Source organism: Peptoclostridium sp. AF21-18, assembly GCF_003478825.1.
In the GTDB taxonomy this organism is placed as follows: Bacteria; Bacillota; Clostridia; order Peptostreptococcales; family Peptostreptococcaceae; genus Peptacetobacter.
Genome location: NZ_QUGE01000013.1, coordinates 35,667 through 59,637 on the forward strand (window position 1 = coordinate 35,667; position 23,971 = coordinate 59,637).

Sequence of the window (23,971 nt, forward strand, 5' to 3'; positions counted from 1 at the left end):
CTTTTATAGTAGACAAATTGCTATATAGAGAATGATGAAAAGAGGGTTATTTTGGACGAAAATAGAATTCCAATCGACCTTATTACAGAGGAGAGAAGAGCAGCAAATATTATAATCGAGGAGTTTATGATAGTTGCCAATGAAACTGTAGTAAAGCATTTTGTAAATGAGGAAATTTCTTTTAATTATAACAACTTAAATAAAAAGCTTCTTAAAATTTTATTAACTTATCCGATTTGTTCAAATTAAATTTTATAGGGATAATAACTAACTTAGTGGATTGAAGTGCATAGACAAAGCTCTCTCGACAATCTGGAGACGTGAGGAATTTTTTCAATAGAACTATTTAATTGTACACACGTCGAAGCTGGAGAGGAGCTTGTCTGTGACTGCAATCTCTGAGAGTTATTAACATATAAATTTTTATTTATAATATTGTTGAAAAAAGCAATATACTTGCAACACCAACGACTAAAGATATTGTTATAGATTTGAATTTTGCAGCTATAGGTATTAGTACAAGTAGTGCTAGTATTTTTGGATTTGCAAGTGTCATAAATAGTGCATCGTCTTTGAAGAATACGTCTTTTGCAACTAGTGCGCTAAGCATTGCAACTGGAACGAATTTTAATACTTCTTTTAACCAATTTGGCATTTCTTTATCTGCAAATAGAAGAAGTGGAAGCACTCTTGGAACGTATGTAACTGCTCCCATTCCGAGGCAAACTAATAATATTGACATACTACTCATCTACCACAACTCCTTTCTTTTCTTCTGAAACTTTTAATATTTTTTCAATTATAAGCCCTGATGAACAAGCTATTATAGGTGCAACAACCATTATTAAACTGCTTTGAGTTATGCTATAAAGTACTATAAATGATAAAATTGAAATAATTGCCACTAAAACATACACAAAGTTTTTAATTGCGCCCATTATCATAGTTGTAAATAGAGCTGTTATTATAAATCCTGAGATATATGTGTCTATGCTGATGAAGTTTCCTAAGAAAGATCCTGAGCAGAAACTGATTAACCAAATAGCTAGACATAAGTAGTTTACAAGCATTGCTCGTGTATCATCCCAGTTTGTAGATATGTATTTTTCGTAGTTTACTGCAAAAGTTTCATCAGTTAAACCTAGTCCAAAAGGAAGTATGTATTTTGGACTTTTATTCTTTATAACCATATTTAAGTTTGAACTCATTAAGAAATGTCTTAGGTTGATGATAAATGTAGTTATTATTATCGAAGTAACTGGTGCTCCAGAAGTTATCATTGAAGCGGCTATATACTGAGCACTTCCACCGAAAACTAATAACGACATAAGGAATATAAAGAATAAATTTAATCCTGCTGCATTTAATAAAATACCACCAACTAATCCAATTGGAACATAGGCGATAAAAATTGGTATAGACGCACGAAAAGCATCTCTGAACGCATCCTTGTTCACAGACTTAAACATAAAAAAATCATCCTCTCTTTAACAATTTTCTAACAATCTAACCAACTATATTATATAGTAAAAAATGATATAAAGAAAGGGATTAAATCAAAAATTACCTATTCTATTGTTAATATGAGAAGCATAGTAGATATAGACAAACTTCTCTCCAGGCTTCGACGCGTGAGTGAGAAATAGCTGTATTTTCATTAAAATACGCGTCTGCAGATTGTCGAGTGCGTTTTGTCTATATACTACTATGCTACATATTATCAATATTCTAGGTAAAGTTTTGATTTTTACGGAGAATTAAAAAGAAAGTAAAATTATAACAACTTAAATAAAAAGCTGCTTAAAATTTTATTAACTTTTCGATTTGTTCAAATTAAAATTTATAGGGATAATAACTAACTTGGTGGATTGAAGTGCATAGACAAAACTCTCTCGACAATCTGGAGACGTGAGGAATTTTTGCAACAGAACTATTTACTTGTATACACGTCGAAGCTGGAGAGGAGTTTGTCTATGACTTCAATCCCTGAGAGTTATTAACATATAATTTTTTATTTAATCTATTTCATTATTATCCATTCCTGAGTTTCCTGGCATAAATCCATATCCAAATTCTCTGTAGATTGAAGAAGTTGGAGCTAGCCAAACTTTTCCTGTTCCAGAGTAAGTGTTAAGGAATCCTTCACCACTCATTGCAGATTTGAATAATGATTTCTGAGATTTAGTGACAGAGAAATTAACAGATGCAGTTCTTGCAAATGAGAAATCTCCATCGACTTTTAATTCTTCACTTCCATTTAATTCGTATTCTACGATTTCATTTTTAGGAACTGATAATTCTAATATAAGTACTCCTGTTCCGGAAACCCGTAGCTGGAATATTCCATCTCCACCAAGTATTGCTGAAGATACGTTTTTCTGAGAAACAGCTTTTAATTCTAATGAGTCAGAGCAACAGTAGAATACACCTTTATCTATAATTATTGTTTCGTTTTTTAGTTCCATTATATAGTAGTGTTTAAAAGATGGTTCTAGGTAGATTTCACCAGTTCCTTTGTATGAAGGTTTAACTAGAGATTCGCTAGTAAGTGCTCCAGAAATTCCTTTTTTGAAGAATCCTCCAACTCCGCCCATTTTAGCATCTGATACAAGATTTCCTTTAGAGTAGTAAAGAGCACCAGCTTCTGTTTTTACAGATGAGTTGTTTAATTTAACTCTCACAATTCTAGATCTTAAGCCAGACTGTTTTGCAAAATAAAGTGCCATAGCCATTGCAGGATCTGAAGCTCCGTCTAAATTATCAAATTCAAGAACTTCAAAAGTAGAGCCACCGTCGCTTACACTTTCAATAACTTTCATTTTTTCTTTTAAATCCATAGAATCATCTCCTTTCAAGAGTTTGGAAAAATAAATTTTGTTTAAAAAATTAGTAAAATAAATACTGAAAATTCTATCAATATTTATACTCTAATTATATAATATTTTGTTTTTATGATAAAGATTTTTATTTTTCTTTGAAAAAATTTTAAAATAAGTTACAGGTTAGTTTTAATTAAAAATAAATTTATCTAAATAATTGACACAAATTTTTTGTTGTGATATAGTATAAGTTATCTTAAAAGTATTTTGTGAAGAAGGTGAGAAGATATGGCAGGAGTAAAGGTACTTGCAACTAATAAAAAAGCTAGACATGAGTTCTTTATAGAGGAAACTTATGAGTGTGGTATAGAATTAAAAGGAACAGAAGTTAAGTCTATTAGACGGGGTAGAGTCAATTTAAAAGAAGGATACTGCTCAGTTGACAATGGCGAAGTATTTATGAAGCAGGTTCATATAAGCCCTTATGAACAGGGAAATATCTTCAATGTCGATCCTCTTAGAGTTAGAAAACTACTTCTTCATAAGCATGAAATAAGAAAACTTATCGGTGCAACTACTGTTAAGGGATACTCATTAGTTCCGCTAAGTATGTACTTAAAAAATGGTAGAGTTAAGGTTGAAATAGCTCTAGCAAAAGGTAAAAAATTATACGATAAACGTCAGGATTTAGCTAAGAAAGATGCTAAGAGACGTATAGAAAGAGAAATGACAGGTAAATATTAATTATTTGTGTTTTATGTGATTAGTGGTATAATATACTTACATTAAAGTATATTAATACTTAATATAAATAAAAGCTTTTAGCTTTTAAAAAGTTAATTATGGTTTGTGTAATACACCGATTTACTTCCACGGACGTAAATGTTTCTTTATATAATAAGGGGGTGTAAAGGTTTCGACGGGGGTTTAGCACCTGAGGTGGCGTGTCGTGTTACTCTGGGTCACGTAAAAACTGGGGAATTTAAAATAAACGCAAACGATAATTACGCATTAGCTGCCTAATTGCAGCTTGTCCCTCTTAACCCTCCTGCCGGTTAAGACTGGACATCATCTATGCAGGGAACTACTTTTTGGATGTCGCGACTAAAAGTGGACTAATTGTGGCTGGTTGATAGTATAGCCTGTTGCTCGGCTATGCTTGAGACGAGATAAATAAAGAGACAACTACACACGTAGAAGCAGCAGGGAAAGAGCTTTCGGACAGGGGTTCGACTCCCCTCATCTCCATTTAAGAAAAACATCGACTTTTATAAGTGATGTTTTTCTTTTTTTTTGTGAAAATTATCAAAAATAAACTTTGAAATAAGGTGTATATATAATAAAGCTAAAAATAAAAGAAAATAAAATAATTAATATATTACAGAAAAAATAATTGAAAAATAAAGCTAATATTAGTAAATAAAGATAGTAGGTATAATTAAATTAAGTAGAGATTGTATATATAATAACAAAAAGTGTATACTATTTAAAAATTACTAAAACAATATAAATAATAAGTTTAAGTTATTAAAAGTTTCTAAGAAAACGATAACTATAGATATATAGATAAAAAAAAGTAATTAAAAATAGGAAAAAATGAAAAAATAAGTGAAAAATATAAATGTTATGAAAAAAAAATTTCGAAAAATGTCATGAAAAGCTTTACACTAAATAATGAATATGTTATATTATAAACAAATAACAGGCCTGTATAAAAAAACTCAAGGAGGAACTAATATGTCAGTTTTTGAAATGCCAAAATATAGACATCCAGACTTTTCAGAAGAAATGTTTGTAAATGCACCGAATGCTAAATATGAAGAAGCGGAAAAAGATGGAGTACTACCAGAATACTATCACAGTACTTCTATGTACCCAGAATATTTTAAAATAGATGGAGAATGGAGACTTGCAGAAGAAAGCCGTATGGACTCTTGTGTAATACTTCAGGACGACGGAAAACTTGCTGTTGTAGAAGCAAGAAACGTTAAAAAAGGCGATAAAGTAATGCTAGGTAGAACTGAAAGATGCGAAGAAGGAGTATATATGTACTGCCACGGATTTGAAGAAGCTACAGAAGTTTTAGATGATCAGTTCGTATTCCGTCAGGGAAGAAGCCGTGAAACATCATATGCTAGAGATTACGATAAATTATTCGAATTACTAAAATATGAAAAAGAACACGGTGGAAAAATAGTTTGGGTTATGGGACCAGCATTTGCATTTGATGCTACTGCTAGATCAGCAATGCAGGCTCTAGTTGAAAATGGATATGCTCATGGACTATTAGCAGGTAATGCACTAGCTACTCATGACTTAGAAGGAGCTTTATTACATACTGCTTTAGGACAGGATATATACACTCAGAAATCTCAGCCTAATGGACATTACAATCACTTAGACGTACTTAATAAAGTTAGAAGAAGTGGATCTATACCACAGTTCATGAAAGATTATGATTTAAACGACGGAATTATATGTAGTTGTGTAAACAACAATGTACCTATAGTTCTTGCTGGTTCTATAAGAGATGACGGACCACTTCCAGAAGTTTATGGAAATGTATATGAAGCAGCAAATGCAATGAGAGCTATAGTTAAAGATGCTACAACTGTTATATGTCTAGCAACTATGCTACATACAATAGCTGTAGGAAATATGACACCTTCATTCCGTGTATTAGAAGATGGAACAATACGTCCAGTATATCTATACACTATAGATGCAGACGAGTTCGTTGTTAACAAACTTCTTGATAGAGGTAGTTTATCAGCAACAACAATGGTAACTAATGTTCAGGACTTTATAACTCGTGTTGCTAAAGGACTTGATTTAATAAAATAATTAATGTAACTTGTTCAAAAAATAATACAAAATTGGAGAAGCTGTTATGAAAAAAGGTGTATTCGGAAAATTGGCTTTGCTATTCGTAGCTGTTGCTTGGGGTAGTTCAATGGTTGTTATAAAGGGTTCTACTGATATACTTCCAGCTGGATCTCTTCTTGCTTGGCGTTTTACAATAGCAGCATTAGTTTTAGGATTAGTAAATATAAAAAGATTAAAACAAATTGATAAAGAATATATAAAGAGTGGGATATTTATAGGGGTATGTTTATTCATGGCGTATTTCACACAGACACTAGGTGTTATGCTTGAAATGCCAGGTAAGAGTCACTTCTTATCATCAGCATACTGTGTATTCGTACCATTCTTAGGATGGATAATATTAAAAGAAAAACCTAAGGTTTACCACATAATAGCAGCTATAATGTGTGCTATAGGTATAATATTAGTTTCTTTAGTTGGAAGTTTCAGCATAAGTTACGGAGATAGTATATCTATAATAAGTTCAGTATTCTGGGCTGCACAGATAATAGCTATAGCTAAATGGGGTAATGGAAAAGATCCAGTTCTAATAACTATATTAGAATTTGTTGTATGTGCTATACTAGCTTGGGCATTCACACTAACTATGGAAGATCCATTTGCTATACAGTGGAATGCAGCAGCAGTAGGTGGGATATTATACCTTGGTGTTGTTTGTTCTGGTATATGTTTCTTATTACAGACAATCGCACAGAAAACAGAAGATCCAACAAGTGTTTCTATAATATTAAGTTTTGAAAACATATTCGGACTAGTATTTGGGGCAGTATTCTTCGGTGAAACATTCACTCCACAGTCAATCTTAGGATTTACTCTAATGTTCTTAGCTATAATAATAGCAGAAACACAATTATCATTCTTAAAAAGAAAAAAAGTAGACAAAGTAACTGAATAGATTTTAATATTGGTTATGATATGTATCGGCGGTAGGTATCTACCGCCGATATAATTTTGATTAATATAACTTGTAAGTACAAAAAAACTCTGCTATCCTAAAAATAAGAAAATTTATAATAAAAGTGAGGATTTTAGACATGGAAATACTAATTATAGATGCACAGGGTGGCGGAATAGGAAAACAATTAATAATAGAAATAAATAAAAATTTTAAAGATGCACACATAACTGCTGTTGGAACAAACTCAGTTGCAACAACAAATATGTTAAAAGCAGGAGCAAAAAACGCAGCTACAGGAGAAAATGCTGTTGTAGTTGGATGTAGAAAAGCAGATATTATAATAGGACCAGTAGGTATAGTTATAGCAGATTCTATGTACGGAGAAATAACTCCTAAAATGGCTGTAGCTGTTGGACAGAGTAATGCAAAAAAACTACTTATACCTATGAACCACTGCAACAATATAATTGTTGGAGTAGAAAATAAAAGAATGAATGAGTTTATTTCAGAAACAATTAATGATCTTAAATCATATTTATAATTACTAGAAAGTGTTAAAAAATAGCAAGAAGCTTACAATTTATACAGGAAGTATAAAAACAATAAAAATTATATATAAAAACTAAGGCATATTTCGACATCTATATAAATAAAAAGTACCAGAAGGTATGAGTAAATTCAGTAGAATAAAAGATATGCTTTTTTGTTGGAAAAGAGGACTAATATGAACAGAAAAATTGTAAGTTTAGTAGCTACAGCGATGGTATTACCAATGCTACTTGTTGGTTGTGGAAAATCAGAGGCGAGTAATTCAAATCCAGAAGATGGAATAAAAATTTATATAGGTTCATCAATATTTGATGATAGTTTGGACCCTATAAAAGGCGGGATGTCAAATGGATATCCATTTACAAATGATGCACTTTTAAAGGTAAATAGTGAGTCTAAGTACGTAGGGGACTTAGCTAAGGATTGGAAAGTAAGCGATGACGCTTTAACATATACATTTGATTTAAATGATGGAGTTAAATTCAGTGATGGCAGTGAATTAACAGCAGAAGACGTTGTATTTACATATAATACAGTGAAAGAAAATCAGGCTCATAATGAAAACGTTGACCTAACATATTTAGAGTCTGTAAAAGAAGTGGATAAGGATACAGTAGAATTCAAATTGAAAGAACCATATTCACCATTCTTAGATACAACTGCTCAGTTGGGAATAGTTCCTTCAGATGCTTACGATAGCAAAAAATTTGACACTCAGCCAATAGGAACTGGTGCGTATAAAGTATCTCAGTACGATGCTAATCAGCAGATAATATTAGAAGCAAATGAAAACTATTTTGGAAAAGCTCCAGAAATAAAGAAAGTTACAATAGTTAATATGGAAGAAGACGCAGCCTTTTCATCAGCTAAAGCTGGAGAATTAGATGTTGCAATGGTTGGAACAAACTATGCTAATGAAGAAATTCCAGGTATGAAATTAGAAAAATTAGAAACTATGGACGTTCGTAATGTAGGACTTCCAGTTAGACCTGTTAGTGAAGTTAAGAGTCCAAGTGGAGAAATGGTAAAAGTTGGTAACAATGTAACATCAGAGCCAGCAGTTAGAAAAGCGCTTGCGATAGGTATAGATCGTAAAAAAATAATAGAAAATGCTTCAAACGGAATAGGAAAGCCTGCAGTAAACTTTACAGATAACTTAGTATGGGCTAGTACAGATGACTACGAAGATAATAAAGTAGATGAAGCTAAAAAACTTTTAGATGAAGCTGGATGGAAAGAAACTGAAAGCGGAATTCGTGAAAAAGACGGACAGAAATGTACATTTGATTTATATGCATCAGCAGGAGAAATGGACCGTTACAACTTATGTGTAGCACTTGCTGAAAATGCAAAAGAGCTTGGTATAGATATACCAGTAAAAACAGCTACTTGGGATGAAATATTAACATTACAGAATACTTCAGCAATCTTATGGGGTTGGGGACAGTATTCACCAACAGTTTTATCTTCATTATATAATTCAGAATTATTCTTATCTGGAGGATATGACAATGTTGTTGGTTACAATAATTCAGAAGTAGATGCAAAAATAAAAGAAGCTATAAATGCAAACTCTCAGGAAGATGCAGTAGCAGCATGGAAAGAAGTTCAGGGGTTAGCAGATAAAGATCATTCTAATTTATTCTTAGTAAATATAGAACATTGCTACTTTGTATCAGATAAATTAGATATATCAACAGATACACAGATACCTCATCCTCATGGACATGGAACACCAATCGTATGTAATATAGCAGATTGGAAATTAAAATAATACGGAGATAGATTATGAAGAGTTGGAGAAAAATATTAGGGGAATGCCTAAGAATGGTACTACTTTTGGTAGCAGTTAGTATAATAGCATTTTTATTAATAGTAAAATCTCCTATAGATCCATTAGTTTCATACGTAGGAACTAATACAACTATCTCAGAAGAAGCTAAGAAAGAAATTACTGAGGAGTGGGACTTAAATGCCCCACCTTCTCAGCGTTTTATTACGTGGGGTGAACACGCCCTTCATGGAGATTTAGGTATGTCAATTACCTATAAAAAACCAGTTGCTGAAGTAATAAAGACTAGATTTTCTTACTCGATAGTTTTAATGGCTGTTTCGTGGCTTCTTTCTGGAATAATAGGGTTTATTTTGGGAGTTATATGCGGAATTATAGACGGAAGTATTTTTGATAGGATAATAAAAACATTTTGTTTGGTAGTAAAATCCGCACCGGTATTTTGGATAGGACTTATAATGGTATCTGTATTTGCAGTCAAACTTGGATGGTTCCCACTAGGAATGGCAGTTCCAGCGGGAAAATTGGCAGCAGATGTAACGCTTGCGGATAAGATACATCATTTAATTCTTCCTGTGCTTACACTTACAATAGTAAGTATCAGTGAAGTAGTTTTATACACAAGACAAAAAGTTATAGAAATAATGAATAGTGATTTTATATTATATGCAAAAGCTAGAGGTGAAAATACAAAACAGCTTATAGCAAGACATATTTTAAGAAATGTATCGCTACCTGCGATTACAGTTCAGTTCGCTTCATTTAGTGAACTATTTGGAGGAATGGCACTTGCTGAGACAGTATTTGCCTACCCAGGAATAGGAACTGCAATAACTGCTGCAGCGTTAAATGGAGATGTTCCACTTCTATTAGGTATTTCAGTTTTCAGTGCAATATTTGTATTTGCAGGAAACTTAATAGCAAATATCTTATATGGAGTATTTGATCCTAGAATAAGAGAGGTGGATGCTCGTGAATAAAGATAAGGTATTTAATAGAAGAATATTAGTTGTTATATTAATAGCTGTTGCGGTTACATATCTAATAGGTGTATTTGTTTGGGGATTATTTATGAATCCTCGGTCTTATGAGGCAAATTATGCAAATAAATTTTTATCACCTAGTTTAGCACATCCATTTGGGACTGATTTTATAGGAAGGGACATGTTCCACAGAACTATAAAAGGTCTTTCTAACAGTATAATTATAGGTGTACTTGCATCTATTTTTAGTTCAATTATTGCACTAGTAGCTGGAATTGCATCTGCTGTATTTGGCGGATGGGTAGATAAATTTGTAAACTGGTGTGTCGACTTATGTATGGGATTACCTCATTTAGTATTATTAATGCTTATATCTTTTATGATGGGAAAAGGTGTAAAAGGTGTAACTATTGCAGTTGCTCTTACACATTGGCCATCTTTAACAAGAATAGTTAGATCTGAGGTTATGCAAATTCGTTCATCTCAATACGTAAAAGCGGCTTATAAAATGGGGAGAACAAAAACACAGGTTGCTTTCGAGCACATACTTCCTCATGTAATACCAGCTTATTTAATAGGACTAGTTTTATTATTTCCACATGCAATCATGCACGAAGCTTCTATTACATTCTTAGGATTTGGTATGCCTGCAGAAATGCCTGCGATAGGTGTAATTTTATCAGAAGCTATGCAGCATATTTCAACAGGAAAATGGTGGCTTGCGCTATTCCCAGGATTAATGCTTTTAATAGCAGTGCTATTATTTGACGTTATTGGTGAAAATTTAAAGAAACTTTGGAATCCTGAAAGTGGAAATGAATAAGGAGAGTTTAATATGGAAAAAAAGAATATATTGAGTGTAGATAATCTAGTTGTATCATTTAGTATGTATAAAGGACTCTTCAAAAAAGAAAATCTAGAGGTTGTACACTCTCTATCACTTGATATTAACGAAGGTGAGATTGTAGCGGTGGTTGGCTCTAGTGGTTCTGGAAAAAGCCTTTTGGCCCACGCTGTTTTAGGATTACTCCCAAAGAATGCCTCTACTAGTGGGAAAATTCTTTATGAAGGTGAAGAGCTTACAGATAAAAAAAGAAGCGAACTTCTTGGAAGAAAGATAGTTTTCATACCTCAGTCTATTGATTATCTGGATCCAGTTATGAAAGTAGGCAAACAGGTTCAGGGAGTTTATTCTACTAAAGATAGACAAGAAGAGTTATTTGAAAAATATAAATTAGATAAAAGTGTAGAAGACATGTATCCATTCCAGCTTTCTGGTGGAATGGCGAGAAGAGTACTTGTATCATCAGCGCTTATGGAAATGCCTAGACTTATAGTTGCAGACGAGCCAACACCTGGACTTAGCGTGGATATGGCTATGGATACTCTAAAACATTTTAGAGAAATTGCAGATAAAGGTGCAGGTGTATTACTTATAACACACGACATCGACTTGGCACTTCATGTAGCAGATAGAATAGCAGTATTTTATGCAGGTACAATATTTGAGATAGCTTCTACAAAAGATTTCATTGAAGGTAGGGATGCACTTAGACATCCATACAGCAAGGAATTTATATCAGCATTACCACAAAACGAATTTAAGTCTATAGAAGGGTTACAGCCTTATGCAGGTGAGCTACCTAAGGGATGTCTATATGCAAGTAGATGTCCTTATGTATCGGAAAAATGTTCAGGTGAAATCCCTATGAGAGAGCTTAGAGGAGGAAAGGTTAGGTGTGTAAATGCAACTTAGTATAGAAAATATAAATTTTAGATATACAGAAAAATCTCCTTGGATTTTAAAAGATGTAAATTTAAAGGTAGAATCAGGAGAAAGAGTAGGAATTATAGGGCCATCGGGATATGGTAAGAGTACACTTTCCAAGATAATTGCAGGTTATGAAAAACCTACATCTGGAAAAATACTTATAGATGGCAAACCTATCAGTGAAAAGGGATTTTGTCCCGTACAGATGATTCATCAGCATCCAGAGTTATCAGTAAATCCTAGATGGAAGATGGATAAGGTACTGAATGAATGTTGGCAACCAGATGACAAAATGCTAAAGCGTTTTGGAATAGAAAAAGAATGGCTAAAAAGATGGCCAAATGAACTTTCTGGCGGAGAATTACAGAGATTTTGTATTACAAGAGTTTTGGCGCCAGAAACAAAATTTCTTATATGTGATGAGATTACTACTATGTTAGATGTTATTTCTCAGGCACAGATATGGAATGTGCTTCTAGGTATAGCTGAAGAAAAGGATTATGGGATGCTTATAGTAACACATAATATGGAATTGGCTAAAAGAGTATGCACAAGAATAGTTGATTTAAGGGAAATAAATCACAAGTAATTAAAATAATTATAGGAAATAAAATGGAGGTACTTAAATGGAGACAAGAGAAATGTTAAGCAAGGTTAAAAATGGAGAAATATCAGTTGAAGAAGCAGAAAAATTTTTCCGTAAACAGCCTTTTGAAGAATTAGGATATGCTAAGTTAGATACTCATAGAAAGGTTCGTTCTGGATGCGCAGAAGTTATTTTTTGTAGTGGAAAGGCAAACGAACATTTATTAAGTATATACGAACATCTTTATTCTATGGAAGGAGAAGTTTTAGGAACAAGAGCATCTAAAGAACAGGCAGAACTAGTTAAATCAAAAATTCCTTGTGTCCAGTACGATCCTATTTCTAGAATTTTAAAGATAGAAAAAGAAGATAAGAAATATATTGGAAAAATTGCAGTATGTACAGCAGGAACAGCAGATATTCCTGTTGCAGAAGAAGCAGCTCAGACAGCTGAGTTCTTTGGAAATAAAGTAGAAAGAATATACGATGTAGGAGTAAGTGGAATACACAGACTTCTATCAAGAATGGAAACAATACAGGATGCAAACTGTGTTATAGCAGTTGCTGGAATGGAGGGAGCACTAGCTAGCGTTATAGGAGGTTTAGTTGATAAACCTGTTATAGCTGTACCTACATCAATAGGATACGGAGCTAGTATGAATGGAATATCTGCCCTACTTACAATGATAAACTCTTGTGCAAATGGTATTGCAACAGTGAATATAGACAATGGGTACGGAGCAGGATATATTGCATCACAAATTAATAAACTAGGAGTGAACGATCATGAGTAAGAAAAAATTATACGTAGAATGCTATTCTGGAATTAGTGGAGATATGTTTGTTGCCTCTCTTTTAGATTTAGGGGCTGACTTAGAAGTACTTGAAAAATCTTTAAAAAGCCTTGAGTCAATTAAGGATAAATTTGAAATAAAAACAAGCAGAGTTGTAAAATCTGGATTAGATGCGCTTGATTTTTCTGTTGTATTAGATGTAGACAATCACGATCACGATATGGAATATCTACATTCTAATAATTATAAACACAGTCATGACCACAGTCACGACCACGATCATCATCACAATCATGACCATAGTCACGACCACGACCATCATCATGACCATGAACACAGTCATGATCACGGACATAGTCACGACCATGGGCACAGTCATGAACACGTTGGACTTATAGAAATTCAGCACATAATAAACAGCAGTGGAATAACAGAAAATGCAAAAAAAATAGCTAATAAAATATTTGATATAGTTGCAAATGCAGAAGCTAAAGCTCATGGAAAACCAAAAACAGAAGTTCACTTCCATGAAGTTGGAGCAGTAGACTCAATAGTAGATATAGTTGCAGCAGCTGTATGCATAGATAATCTAGCTATAGAAGATGTTATAATACCAGCATTATACGAAGGAGTTGGAACAGTTAGATGCCAGCATGGTGTACTTCCAGTTCCAGTACCAGCAGTTTTAAATATAGTAAATGCAGAAAATCTAACTCTTAGCATAACTGGTGTTCAGGGAGAATTTGTAACTCCAACAGGTGCAGCAATAGCAGCCGCTATATGCACAGAAAAAAAACTTCCAGAAAAATTTAGAGTAGTTAAAACTGGTATAGGTGCAGGTAAGAGAAATTACGAAAGACCTAGCCTTCTTAGAGCTATGATAATAGAGGAAGAAGAAACAGAAATAGAAAAAGATAAAATAGTAAAAATGGAAACTAATATAGACGATTGTACAGGTGAAGCACTTGGATATGTTATGCAAAAATTAATGGATGCAGGTGCGAGAGATGTGCATTATATGCCAGTTTTCATGAAAAAAAATAGACCAGGATATCAGTTAAATGTTATCTGTAAAGAAGATAAAATGGACGAATTACAGAGAATAATATTTGAAGACACAACAAGTATAGGTATAAGAATTCAATATATGGATAGAAAAATTCTAGAAAGAAGAACTGAAATGAGAGAAACATCTATGGGAACAGTGCAGATAAAAATTTGTGGACTTCCATCAGGTGAAAGAATATACCCAGAACACGATAGCATAGCTAGAATATGCAAAGAAACTGGTAGAACTTGGCAGGATGTATATCGTCAAATAATCGAGGAGTGCAAGTAATAATATGAGTTATGAAGAAAAAAAGATAAGACTTTTAGAAGAGGTAGATAAATTATCTCAGGAAGATGTTGTACTTGCATTTTCAGGTGGTGTAGACAGCAGTCTTCTTTTAAAATTGTTCTCAGAGTCTACTAAAAAAACAAGCAAAAAAGTCTATGCGGTAACAGTACACACAAAGATACATCCTATGAAAGATTTGGAGATTTCACGGAGAGTAGCAGACGAAATGGGTGTAGAACACAAGATTATTTCAATAGACGAGCTTAAAGAAGCTGGAATAGAGGACAACCCTGTAAATAGATGTTATCTTTGTAAGAAGAGTATATTTGAAAAACTACAGAAATATGCAGAAGAACTTGGCGTAAAACAGGTAGTAGAGGGTACAAATGAGGACGATTTACATGTATACAGACCAGGGATAAAAGCAATAAAAGAGCTTGGAATAAAAAGCCCTCTAGCTGATTCTGGATTTACAAAGGAAGAGGTTAGAAAACTTGCTGCAGAGCTTGGGGTATCTGTATCAAATAGACCATCTACTCCATGTATGGCTACTAGATTCCCTTATGGAACAATGCTAGATTATGAAAGTATTCAAAAGGTTGAAGAAGCTGAAAAATGGCTTAGAGATTTAGGATTTTATAATGTAAGAATAAGAGTTCATGGGGATATAGCTAGGATAGAAGTAGATAAAAATGAAATGATGATGCTTTTAGAAAAGAAGGAAGAAGTTATTGAAAAATTAAAAGAGTTTGGATACGATTATATCACTCTAGACTTAGAGGGGTTCCGTTCTGGAAGCATGGATATACATATAAAAAAGTAAAGACAAGAGTATAACTGCTCTTTGCTTCAGGCTTCAGTGCCCCATCCTATTATGTAACCCATTTATAGGTATGGGGCACTTGCAGTATTGTCGCTTTAGAGCAGTTATACACTCTTGTCTTTTTTTATACTTTGTTAGATTGTCTTTTCTTTAAATTCTGTTTTTATTTTTTCTGATAATTCTTTGTTTTGAGATATGTCAACTACAGTTGAGCAGAATGCTTTTATTACAGTATTCATTTTGTCGAATGCATATTGAGAGTTTACTAGTTCAAGAGCCTTTTGTGTATGGATAGGAAGTGGCTCTGGAGAGTCTAGGGCTATTTCAGCGTATATAGTAGGGCATACGTAGCTTACATTTCCGATATCTGATGAACCCACAGGAAGTCTATTCTCCTTGTCTAAGAAATTATCCATACCATATAGTTTGAAATTGTCTTCAGTAGCTTTTATCATACTATCAAGATGAATTGTATCGTCAAATGGATTTTCTATTAATCTGTACTCCAAAGTGCATCCAGTGCTTAGAGCAGCTGCATTTGCTATGTTTATAATTTTATCTCTTAACACTTTAAGTGAAGCCTTGTCTTTTTCCCTAATACTAAACTGACACGCAGCCAAGTCTGGTATTATGTTTGGTGCAGATCCTCCATTACTTATAATACCATGTACCTTTGAAGATGGAGGTAGCTGCTGTCTAAGAAGTCCAATGTTTACAAACATAGAGATAACAGCGTCAAGTGCGTTTATTCCTTTATCTGGAGCCTGAGAAGCATGAGAAGCAAGTCCTTTAAATTCAAATTCAAAAGAATTCATAGCTAAATTATGCACATACATATTGTCATGTGCATCTAGATGAGCTTGAAATGCATAATCTACATCGTCAAATGATCCTAAATTTATCATATCGTATTTAGCGCCAAAAGTTTCCTCTGCAGGAGTACCTATTAAAGATACATTTATACCAAGTTCTTTTGACACTTTAGAAAGCACAACGGCGCAACCAGTCATAGTAGCTGCTATCCAGTTGTGTCCACAAGCATGTGCATTTGTGCAGCTATCAATTCCATATCCTGGAAGTGCATCGTACTCTGCAATAAATGCGTAATTTTCATAAGAAGGATCGTTTATATAAGAAGCGACAATTGCTGTGGGAAGAGTTTCATAAGGTTCTTTTACAACAAAATTGTGCTTTTTTAACGTATCCACAATACACTTTGCAGATAAAAATTCTTCTCCTCCAATTTCGGGATTATTAAATAAATAGTTTGATATTTCTTCAAAATTATGCTGATATTCATCCACTATATTACAAATTGTTTTCTTAAAATTGTCCATATTTGAATAATTCCTTTCATAATTATTTAATATTTTACTAAACCTACTACGATTAAATCTACTGGTGTTCTTGGCTATTTTTCATAAAATCAATAGCATCACTGTATTTTTTTAGTTCTGGCTCTATCTTTTCTTTGTATGTATGTCTTAGCTCTGATAGTATGATATTGCATAGAAGAATAGATAGAATTGGTGAATTGTAAAAAGTTTCAGCTGACTCTTTTGTTACAACATAGGCGTCGGCATTTAAAGAGTTTCCTACTATATCAGAATTTGTCATAGAAACAAACTTTGCTCCGACCTTTTTTGCATAACGTGCAACCATATAGTCATCGTCTTCCATATCTGAAAAATTGGACATAATCACTAAATCATGCTTTGAAAGAGTGATAAGTCTTTCTCTTAAACTAACTCCCTGTTCATCTGTATAGATACACTTTATCCCACATATAGGTAGATAATTGTATAAATATTTCATAGCAATCGAATCAGAGCCAAATCCTATCAAATAAACTGCTGAAGCATTTGCTATATATCTAACTATTTTCTTTATTGTATTTGGAGATATCGCCTTTTCAAAATTATTTATATCGTTCACCAAATTAGAAAATATAGATTCTGTACAAGGTGTTGGCAAAAATGTTTCATATGGATTGTGCTTAATTGAGGATAATTGCTCATTATTTATTTCTCTTTTTAATTCTATAAAACCTTTGTAGCCAATCTTTTGACTAAATCTTACAAGTGTTGCTTTGCTTGTATCTGCATTTTCTGCAATTTCATTGCCGTTATAATACGAAATAGTATCGTAATTATCTATAATGAATGTTGCTATTCTTTTTTCGTTTTTTGAAAAAATATCAAAATTGGAAATAATTTTATCTTTAATTGAACTCATAACTAAAAAACCCCTTTAGAAATTGTAACTTATTTTATGCTATTAATTATAACATAAAAAAAAGTATTAAAAAAAAATTAAAATCTATATTAAATTAATGTTGAATATATATTTTATATATAGAAATTTGATATAATAAAGAAAAACTGAAATTTGGAGGTAAATTATGAACTTTTCATTTGCACACAACAACATAAACGTATTAGATTTACAGAAAAGTATGGAGTTCTATGAAAAAGCACTAGGACTAAAAGAAACTAGCAGAATAGAGTCTGAAGATGGTAGCTTTACAATAGTATATCTTGGAGATGGTGTTACTCCTCACAATCTTGAGCTTACTTGGTTAAGAGATTGGGATAGACCATATAATTTAGGTGACAACGAGTTCCATCTAGCTTTAAGAGTAGACGATTTTGAAGCAGCACACGAGCTTCACAAAGAAATGGGATGTATATGCTTTGAAAATGAGGCTATGGGGATATACTTTATAGCGGATCCAGATAACTACTGGGTTGAAATAATACCAAGCCATATGTAATAGAAAAAATATTATATTTTATAAAATTTAGTAAAATGTAACAAATAATATCAAAAATACTACCACAAGTGTTAAAAGTGGTAGTATTTTTTTGATTATCTGATAGTGTATGTTATACTTTATGAGTAGAAGAAAAGTTAAAAAATATAATTATAAAAACTAAAATAAAGGAGAAAAAAATTGGATTATTTAAATATATTATTTCTGTCAATGATGCCTGTCACTGAGCTGAGGGGCGCAATCCCTATTGGTATAGCTATGAACCTAGATCCTTTGGGAGTGTATATTGCAAGTGTTGTAGGATCAAGCTTGGTGGCAATTCCATTGATACTCACATTTAGACATATACTAAACTTTATTAGAGAAATTTCTTTTTTAAAGAATATAGCTCAAAAAATAGACAACAAGATAAAATCATCTATGAAAAAACTAAAAAGCGCATCTGTTTTAGGGCTTATTCTATTTGTAGGTGTTCCTCTTCCAACTACAGGAACGTGGACAGCTGCAGCAATTGCGTCTATACTTCACATGAGAATAAGGAATGCATTTTTGGGAATTGTAGTTGGAAATATGATGGCTGGTGTAATTGTAACCGCTATTTCTATGCACATAATATAAGTTAAAGATAGCAAGGAGTGAATAAAATGTTAGGAGCAATAATTGGGGATATTCTAGGAAATGGATACGACTTCGGTCTAACAATCCCTAAATACGAAGAAGTACAGAAAAAATACGATGAACTATTCAAAACAGGAATAGAAATAAATCCAAGAGTTAGGGAAATATTTACCGACGATACAGTAATGACTGTAGCTATTGGAAAAGCTCTTTCTCAAACTTTTGACAAGCCTGCAGAGGAAATAAAACTATGTCTAAGATACAATATGCAGATGTTTGGAAGAAGCCACATAACTGCTGGATATGGAACATTGTTTAGCAATTGGCTAATTTCTCAGAAACCAGAACCTTACGAAAGCATAGGAAACGGATCTGCAATGAGAGTATCCCCTGTTGGATGGCTAGCAAACAATCTAAATGAAGTGGATATCTACGCAAGATTAACTGCTGAGGTTACACACAACAGTGAAGAGGGGATAAAAGGGGCGCAGGCAATTGCGAGTGCAATATTCCTAGCGAGAAATGGAAGCAAAAAAGAAGCGATAAAGAAATATATAGAAAAAGAATATGGATATGACCTATCTAAGTCTGTTGAAGAGTACAGAAGTGCAGATATAATGAAGAGAGATGCATTATGTGAAACAGCTGTTGTTCAGGCTATGGCGGCATTTTTAGAAAGTGAAAACTTTGAAGATGCTGTAATAAAAGCTGTTACAATCGGTGGAGATACTGATACAATAGCTGCAATTACAGGATCTATTGCAGAAGCATACTACGGAATAGATGAAAAAGCTAAAGAGCTTGTACTTACTTATCTTCCTGATGATTTAAAAAGAGGTATTAATGATTACACATATATCGTAATGTATAGAAGAAACGAAAGAAAAAAAGCTTATGATAAAATATTTGACGACATAAAATACTTTAAAGAAAGAATTAAAGAGGATACAGGTAGACCTATACCGATGTTTATGTTTAATCAGCCAGAGATGTCAGAGGAAGTTGAAAGACTTATAAATATAGCTCACCTTCCTGAGATAACAGACAAGGCGTATATAGATACATTAGACCTTCACAACATAGAAATGGATTCTGATTTATATAGAGAAAATGCAGCTGACTCTGGAGCATATCTTTTAAGAGCGATGCTTACTAGCATTGTAAGACAGGAAATATTTAATCCTGGAGCTGTAGACAAATGTGTAGATGATGGAACAGTTTATGTATTATTAGATGAAATGAAGAAAAAGAAAGTATATAGATAATAATGATATTTTCCAAAGCAGAATGAAAAAATAAATAGAATTTGATATAATTAATATAGTCTGTAGTGTTAAGCTACAGACTTTTTAAATGTAAAAACACAAAATTTATTCAAAAGGGTGATTAAATTATGCTAAAAAAGGTAGATACAATAGAGAATAAAAATATCGACGAAAATCAGTTAATGGCAGAAAAAATAGTGGATATAATAAATGGCTATGGTGTGGAAAATTGTGGACTTAGAATCAGCAATGGCGTAATTTTGGTATCGACTATAAACAAATACAAAGGGCTAAAATACTCGGCTTCAATCCACACAGGTAAGGATAGATTTACCAGTATAGTAATAGACTTGGAAGAACAAATCTACATAAATAACGAGGCTGAGAGAGATATTTTTTTAAACATGATATACGAGAGAAACAACTACTATGCAGAAAAGCACTGTGGAAAAAATATGAGCCAGGGAATAGGTGTAAATAAAAATTACAAATTTGAAATGATAAAAAACGAAGTAGTTAAATTTAACTCTCAAAGTATAGTAAATTCATTTGTATCTACTGTAAATGAATTCATAGAAGAAGTAGATCGATTTGAAAAATTTCTATTCCAAAAATAGAACACTAAAAATATAGATATAATATTAAATCATCGAAAATATAAAATATTAAAAAGTGCCAACTATAACAAAAAATGAAGGTAATAAGAATAACTTGAATCAAATTAGAAAATAATTTGAAAAAGTTTGCCCAAAATACTTGACACTAATCTATGAAAATGTTATCCTAAATACAGTTAAAAAATGGATATGACAATTTGGAGTGTTACTGGTAGAGCAGGCAAGACCGAATTTTATAGAATGCACTATAGGTGTATTGTATAAAGTTAGGTCTTTTTTTTATTGTTATGATAATCTTATTATTATTTAAGGTATAGTAGTATGATGTGGAATTTATATTATATCTGGAAAGGCAAGGAATGTTTATGAAAGTTACAAAAGTTATAAATAATAATTTTGTATGCTCATGCAACGAAAAGAATAAAGAGATTATCGTAATGGGAAAAGGAATAGGATTTAAAGCTAAAGAAGGCGACGAGATAGATGCATCTAAAGTAGAGAAAGTATTCACTATGAATGGAAAATCTGCAATAGATAAATTCAAACGCTTGATTGAGGAGCTGCCTATTGAGCATTTTAAAGTGTCTAATGACATAATAAACTACGCAAAACGTACACTTGGCAAGAGATTAAATCAGAACATATACATAACTCTGACAGATCACATAAGCTTTTCGGTGTACAGATTTAAAAATGGTATGAAATTTAGTAATCCTCTCTTATGGGAAGTAAAGCATTTTTATAATCCAGAATATATAATTGGAGAATATGCTGTAAACCTAATAAAAGAAAAACTAGGTGTGGAAATGGGTGAAGATGAGGCGGCTAATATAGCACTTCATATAGTAAATGCTGAGTACAACACAGAGATGAACGATGCATTAAAAATAACTACTCTTATAGGAGATATACTAAAAATAGTAACAGATACTTTTGATATACAACTAGATGAAGAAAGCTTACATTATTCAAGACTTATTACACATCTGAAATTCCTTTCACAGAGGATATTTATGGGAGAGATGTTAAAAGATTCTGACGATGTATTTGCTGAAATGATAGCAATGAAATATCCTGAAGAATTTAAGTGCGCACTAAAGATAAGGGATTATATAGAAAAACAGTATAATCAGAGGATATCAAATGAAGAACTTGTATATCTTGCGGTGCATATAAGACGTGTTTCTACAATAGAGGATGAAAATTAAGAATTTTGAGGTGTAACGATGTTTAAAAAATTATTTGGAAAAAAAGACAACTCTTGTAAATTAGTTTCTCCAATAAACGGTGAAACAATAGCAATAGAAGAAGTAAACGATCCTACTTTCGCAAGTGGAATGTTAGGAAAAGGTGTAGGAATAAAACCAGCTGAAGGTAGAGTAGTAGCTCCAGTAGCTGGTGAAATAACAATAATGTTCCCTACAAAACATGCTGTTTCTATATTAAGTGAAGATGGCGCTGAAATACTAATACACATAGGATTAGATACTGTAAACCTACAGGGACAGCACTTCACAAGCCATGTAGAAGTTGGACAGAAAGTAAATGTTGGAGATCTTTTAGTAGAATTCGACATGGAAAAAATAAAAGAAGCTGGATATGATGTAACAAGCCCAGTACTTGTTTGTAACCCAGATTCTTTTGAATCAGTTGAACCAACAGAGTACGGTCCAGTTAGCATAGGCGACGAAATAATAAAAATAACTAAAAAATAGTTAAAAGCAATTATAAAAATTAAAAGTCTTTAAATCAAAGAGGTTTAGAGCATTAAAAATGTCTATTTTGCTCAAAAATAGAGCTGAAATAATAAAAAATTATACATGAAAGGAGAATATTTCTTATGATGAAATATTTACAGAAACTAGGTAAAGCTTTAATGCTACCAGTTGCTGCACTTCCTGTTGCAAGTATATGCATGGGTATAGGTTATTGGATAGACCCAAGTGGTTGGGGTGCTAATAACGTAATAGCAGCATTCTTATTAAAATCAGGTGGAGCTCTTATAGATAACATGGGTATCTTATTCGCTATAGGGGTAGCCGTTGGTATGTCAGATGATAACGATGGTACTGCAGGTCTTGCAGGTCTAGTATCATGGTTAATGATAACTACATTACTTTCTCCAGCAGTTGTTGCTATGTTCAAAGGTATACCTGAAGATCAGGTTGCAGCAGCTTTCACTAAGACTCAGACTCAGTTCATAGGTATCTTAGCTGGTCTTATAGGTGGAACTTGCTATAATAAATTCAAAGGTACTAAATTACCAGACGCTTTATCTTTCTTCAGTGGTAAGAGAAGTGTTGCGATAGTTACTTCAGGTTGCTCAATGTTAGCAGCTGCTATATTATTCTTCGTATGGCCAGCAGTTTACAATGCACTAGTTGCATTTGGTGAAGGAATAATATCTTTAGGTGGAGTAGGTGCAGGTGTATACGGATTCTTCAACAGACTTCTTATACCAACTGGATTACACCACGCTCTTAACTCAGTATTCTGGTTCGACGTTGCAGGTATAAATGATATCGGTAACTTCTGGGGTGGAACAGGTCAGTTAGGTGTAACAGGTATGTACATGACAGGATTCTTCCCAGTTATGATGTTTGGTTTACCAGCAGGTGCTTTAGCTATGTACCACACTGCAAAAGATAGCAAGAAAAAAGCTGTTTACGGATTATTATTAGCTGCAGCAGTTGGTTCATTCTTCACAGGTGTTACAGAACCTCTTGAATTCTCATTCATGTTCTTAGCTCCAGCATTATACGTAGTTCACGCTTTATTAACTGGTATATCAATGACAGTTTGTGCAATGTTACCAGTAAGAGCTGGATTCAACTTCTCAGCAGGGTTCGTTGACTGGTTCTTAAGTTTCAAAGCTCCAATGGCATTAAATCCATTATGGTTATTAGGAATAGGTTTAGTAGTTGGTGCTGTATACTACGTAGTATTCAGATTCGTTATAGTTAAATTCAACTTAGCTACTCCAGGTAGAGAAGAAGATACTGTAGAAGCTGAAAAAGCTATAGTTTTAGATAACAACGACTTCACAGCTATGGCTCAGGTTATATTAGAAGGTTTAGGTGGAGCTGAAAACGTAACATCTATAGACAACTGTATAACAAGATTAAGATTAGAAGTTAAAGATAATACAAAAGTAGACGAAGCTAAAATAAAATCTTCAGGAGCAGCTGGTGTTATAAGACCAGGAAAAACTTCTGTACAGGTTATAATAGGAACAAAAGTTCAGTTCGTTGCTGATGAGTTCAAAAAACTTTGCAAATAGAAAAAGTGATATAGAGGGCTAGTGCATTATGCATTAGCTCTTTTTTTCGTTATAGAGGGATTACAATTCAGTTTTTTTCCAGGCTTCGACGACTCGTCCATATGTGTAACACATTTAGATGTTACGATGAACTGCTACCCGTAGAGTGGACTGTCAAAATAAATAAAAGTTAAATTTAT

25 protein-coding genes and 1 other RNA gene are annotated in these 23,971 nt (G+C 33.0%); 21 read left to right on the plus strand and 5 right to left on the minus strand.

Features of this window, described 5'->3' with window-relative positions:
• The first annotated feature begins 24 nt into the window (after window positions 1-24).
• On the plus strand, window positions 25-249 hold the full coding sequence (locus DWX74_RS06925; RefSeq protein WP_118549323.1) for an RNB domain-containing ribonuclease: 225 nt from the start codon (window positions 25-27) through the stop codon (window positions 247-249).
• A 178-nt stretch (window positions 250-427) separates the two neighbouring features.
• Here DWX74_RS06925 and DWX74_RS06930 read toward each other — a convergent pair whose 3' ends face one another.
• From DWX74_RS06930 to DWX74_RS06940, 3 genes are all read right to left on the minus strand, one after another.
• A complete protein-coding gene (locus DWX74_RS06930; protein ID WP_118549324.1) occupies window positions 428-751 on the minus strand; it encodes an AzlD domain-containing protein in 324 nt (107 codons plus the stop codon).
• A complete protein-coding gene (locus DWX74_RS06935; RefSeq protein ID WP_118549325.1) occupies window positions 744-1,469 on the minus strand; it encodes an AzlC family ABC transporter permease in 726 nt (241 codons plus the stop codon). Before DWX74_RS06935 ends, DWX74_RS06930 begins: the two co-directional genes overlap by 8 nt.
• Before the next feature lie 546 nt (window positions 1,470-2,015).
• On the minus strand, window positions 2,016-2,837 hold the full coding sequence (locus DWX74_RS06940) for an AIM24 family protein (protein WP_050754648.1): 822 nt from the start codon (window positions 2,835-2,837) through the stop codon (window positions 2,016-2,018).
• A 270-nt stretch (window positions 2,838-3,107) separates the two neighbouring features.
• On the opposite strand from DWX74_RS06940, the gene smpB reads away from it, so the two are divergent.
• From smpB to larE, 13 genes are all read left to right on the plus strand, one after another.
• Window positions 3,108-3,563, plus strand: coding sequence for an SsrA-binding protein SmpB (smpB, locus tag DWX74_RS06945; protein ID WP_118549326.1), 456 nt, complete (start codon window positions 3,108-3,110; stop codon window positions 3,561-3,563).
• A 157-nt stretch (window positions 3,564-3,720) separates the two neighbouring features.
• Window positions 3,721-4,070, plus strand: a transfer-messenger RNA (tmRNA) gene (gene ssrA / locus DWX74_RS06950).
• Window positions 4,071-4,556: 486 nt separating this feature from the next.
• The gene (locus DWX74_RS06955) at window positions 4,557-5,663 is read left to right on the plus strand and encodes an ornithine cyclodeaminase family domain (protein WP_118549327.1); all 1,107 of its coding nucleotides are present in this window, start codon (window positions 4,557-4,559) and stop codon (window positions 5,661-5,663) included.
• Window positions 5,664-5,709: 46 nt separating this feature from the next.
• On the plus strand, window positions 5,710-6,600 hold the full coding sequence (locus DWX74_RS06960) for a DMT family transporter (protein WP_118549328.1): 891 nt from the start codon (window positions 5,710-5,712) through the stop codon (window positions 6,598-6,600).
• Between the two features lie 139 nt (window positions 6,601-6,739).
• Window positions 6,740-7,144 (plus strand): DUF3842 family protein, encoded by a 405-nt coding sequence (locus tag DWX74_RS06965; protein ID WP_118549329.1) that lies wholly within the window; start codon window positions 6,740-6,742, stop codon window positions 7,142-7,144.
• A gap of 183 nt (window positions 7,145-7,327) precedes the next feature.
• On the plus strand, window positions 7,328-8,926 hold the full coding sequence (locus tag DWX74_RS06970) for an ABC transporter substrate-binding protein (RefSeq protein WP_118549330.1): 1,599 nt from the start codon (window positions 7,328-7,330) through the stop codon (window positions 8,924-8,926).
• Window positions 8,927-8,940: 14 nt separating this feature from the next.
• Window positions 8,941-9,924, plus strand: coding sequence for an ABC transporter permease (locus DWX74_RS06975; protein ID WP_118549331.1), 984 nt, complete (start codon window positions 8,941-8,943; stop codon window positions 9,922-9,924).
• Window positions 9,917-10,750 carry an ABC transporter permease gene (locus DWX74_RS06980; RefSeq protein ID WP_330415656.1) on the plus strand — a complete coding sequence of 278 codons (834 nt, stop codon included), beginning with the start codon at window positions 9,917-9,919 and terminating at the stop codon, window positions 10,748-10,750. Before DWX74_RS06975 ends, DWX74_RS06980 begins: the two co-directional genes overlap by 8 nt.
• A 12-nt stretch (window positions 10,751-10,762) precedes the next feature.
• Complete coding sequence (locus DWX74_RS06985; RefSeq protein WP_118549333.1) at window positions 10,763-11,683, plus strand: ABC transporter ATP-binding protein; 921 nt, start codon at window positions 10,763-10,765, stop codon at window positions 11,681-11,683.
• Complete coding sequence (locus DWX74_RS06990; protein ID WP_118549334.1) at window positions 11,673-12,287, plus strand: ABC transporter ATP-binding protein; 615 nt, start codon at window positions 11,673-11,675, stop codon at window positions 12,285-12,287. The genes DWX74_RS06985 and DWX74_RS06990 overlap by 11 nt, the downstream gene beginning before the upstream one ends.
• A 37-nt stretch (window positions 12,288-12,324) precedes the next feature.
• The gene (gene larB, locus DWX74_RS06995; protein WP_118549335.1) at window positions 12,325-13,077 is read left to right on the plus strand and encodes a nickel pincer cofactor biosynthesis protein LarB; all 753 of its coding nucleotides are present in this window, start codon (window positions 12,325-12,327) and stop codon (window positions 13,075-13,077) included.
• Window positions 13,070-14,416, plus strand: a complete 1,347-nt coding sequence (gene larC, locus DWX74_RS07000; protein ID WP_118549336.1) for a nickel pincer cofactor biosynthesis protein LarC — start codon at window positions 13,070-13,072, stop codon at window positions 14,414-14,416. The genes larB and larC overlap by 8 nt, the downstream gene beginning before the upstream one ends.
• 4 nt (window positions 14,417-14,420) lie before the next feature.
• Entirely contained in the window at window positions 14,421-15,239 is an 819-nt protein-coding gene (larE, locus tag DWX74_RS07005) for an ATP-dependent sacrificial sulfur transferase LarE (protein WP_118549337.1), read from the plus strand.
• Between the two features lie 134 nt (window positions 15,240-15,373).
• On the opposite strand, the gene DWX74_RS07010 is transcribed toward larE, so the two are convergent.
• Window positions 15,374-16,576 (minus strand): amidohydrolase, encoded by a 1,203-nt coding sequence (locus DWX74_RS07010; RefSeq protein WP_118549338.1) that lies wholly within the window; start codon window positions 16,574-16,576, stop codon window positions 15,374-15,376.
• 58 nt (window positions 16,577-16,634) lie between these two features.
• Window positions 16,635-17,474 carry a MurR/RpiR family transcriptional regulator gene (locus tag DWX74_RS07015; protein WP_118549339.1) on the minus strand — a complete coding sequence of 280 codons (840 nt, stop codon included), beginning with the start codon at window positions 17,472-17,474 and terminating at the stop codon, window positions 16,635-16,637.
• 166 nt (window positions 17,475-17,640) lie between these two features.
• Here DWX74_RS07015 and DWX74_RS07020 point away from each other — a divergent pair, with 166 nt between their 5' ends.
• From DWX74_RS07020 to nagE, 7 genes are all read left to right on the plus strand, one after another.
• Complete coding sequence (locus DWX74_RS07020) at window positions 17,641-18,012, plus strand: VOC family protein (protein ID WP_118549340.1); 372 nt, start codon at window positions 17,641-17,643, stop codon at window positions 18,010-18,012.
• 213 nt (window positions 18,013-18,225) lie between these two features.
• A complete protein-coding gene (locus DWX74_RS07025) occupies window positions 18,226-18,630 on the plus strand; it encodes a COG2426 family protein (RefSeq protein WP_286164263.1) in 405 nt (134 codons plus the stop codon).
• Window positions 18,631-18,656: 26 nt separating this feature from the next.
• Window positions 18,657-19,895 carry an ADP-ribosylglycohydrolase family protein gene (locus DWX74_RS07030; protein WP_118549341.1) on the plus strand — a complete coding sequence of 413 codons (1,239 nt, stop codon included), beginning with the start codon at window positions 18,657-18,659 and terminating at the stop codon, window positions 19,893-19,895.
• A 128-nt stretch (window positions 19,896-20,023) separates the two neighbouring features.
• Window positions 20,024-20,512, plus strand: a complete 489-nt coding sequence (locus tag DWX74_RS07035) for a hypothetical protein (RefSeq protein ID WP_118549342.1) — start codon at window positions 20,024-20,026, stop codon at window positions 20,510-20,512.
• Between the two features lie 359 nt (window positions 20,513-20,871).
• On the plus strand, window positions 20,872-21,720 hold the full coding sequence (gene licT / locus DWX74_RS07040; protein WP_330415657.1) for a BglG family transcription antiterminator LicT: 849 nt from the start codon (window positions 20,872-20,874) through the stop codon (window positions 21,718-21,720).
• 18 nt (window positions 21,721-21,738) lie between these two features.
• Window positions 21,739-22,227 (plus strand): PTS sugar transporter subunit IIA, encoded by a 489-nt coding sequence (locus DWX74_RS07045; protein WP_118549343.1) that lies wholly within the window; start codon window positions 21,739-21,741, stop codon window positions 22,225-22,227.
• Window positions 22,228-22,352: 125 nt separating this feature from the next.
• A complete protein-coding gene (gene nagE / locus DWX74_RS07050; protein ID WP_199647600.1) occupies window positions 22,353-23,792 on the plus strand; it encodes an N-acetylglucosamine-specific PTS transporter subunit IIBC in 1,440 nt (479 codons plus the stop codon).
• The last annotated feature ends 179 nt before the right edge of the window (window positions 23,793-23,971 follow it).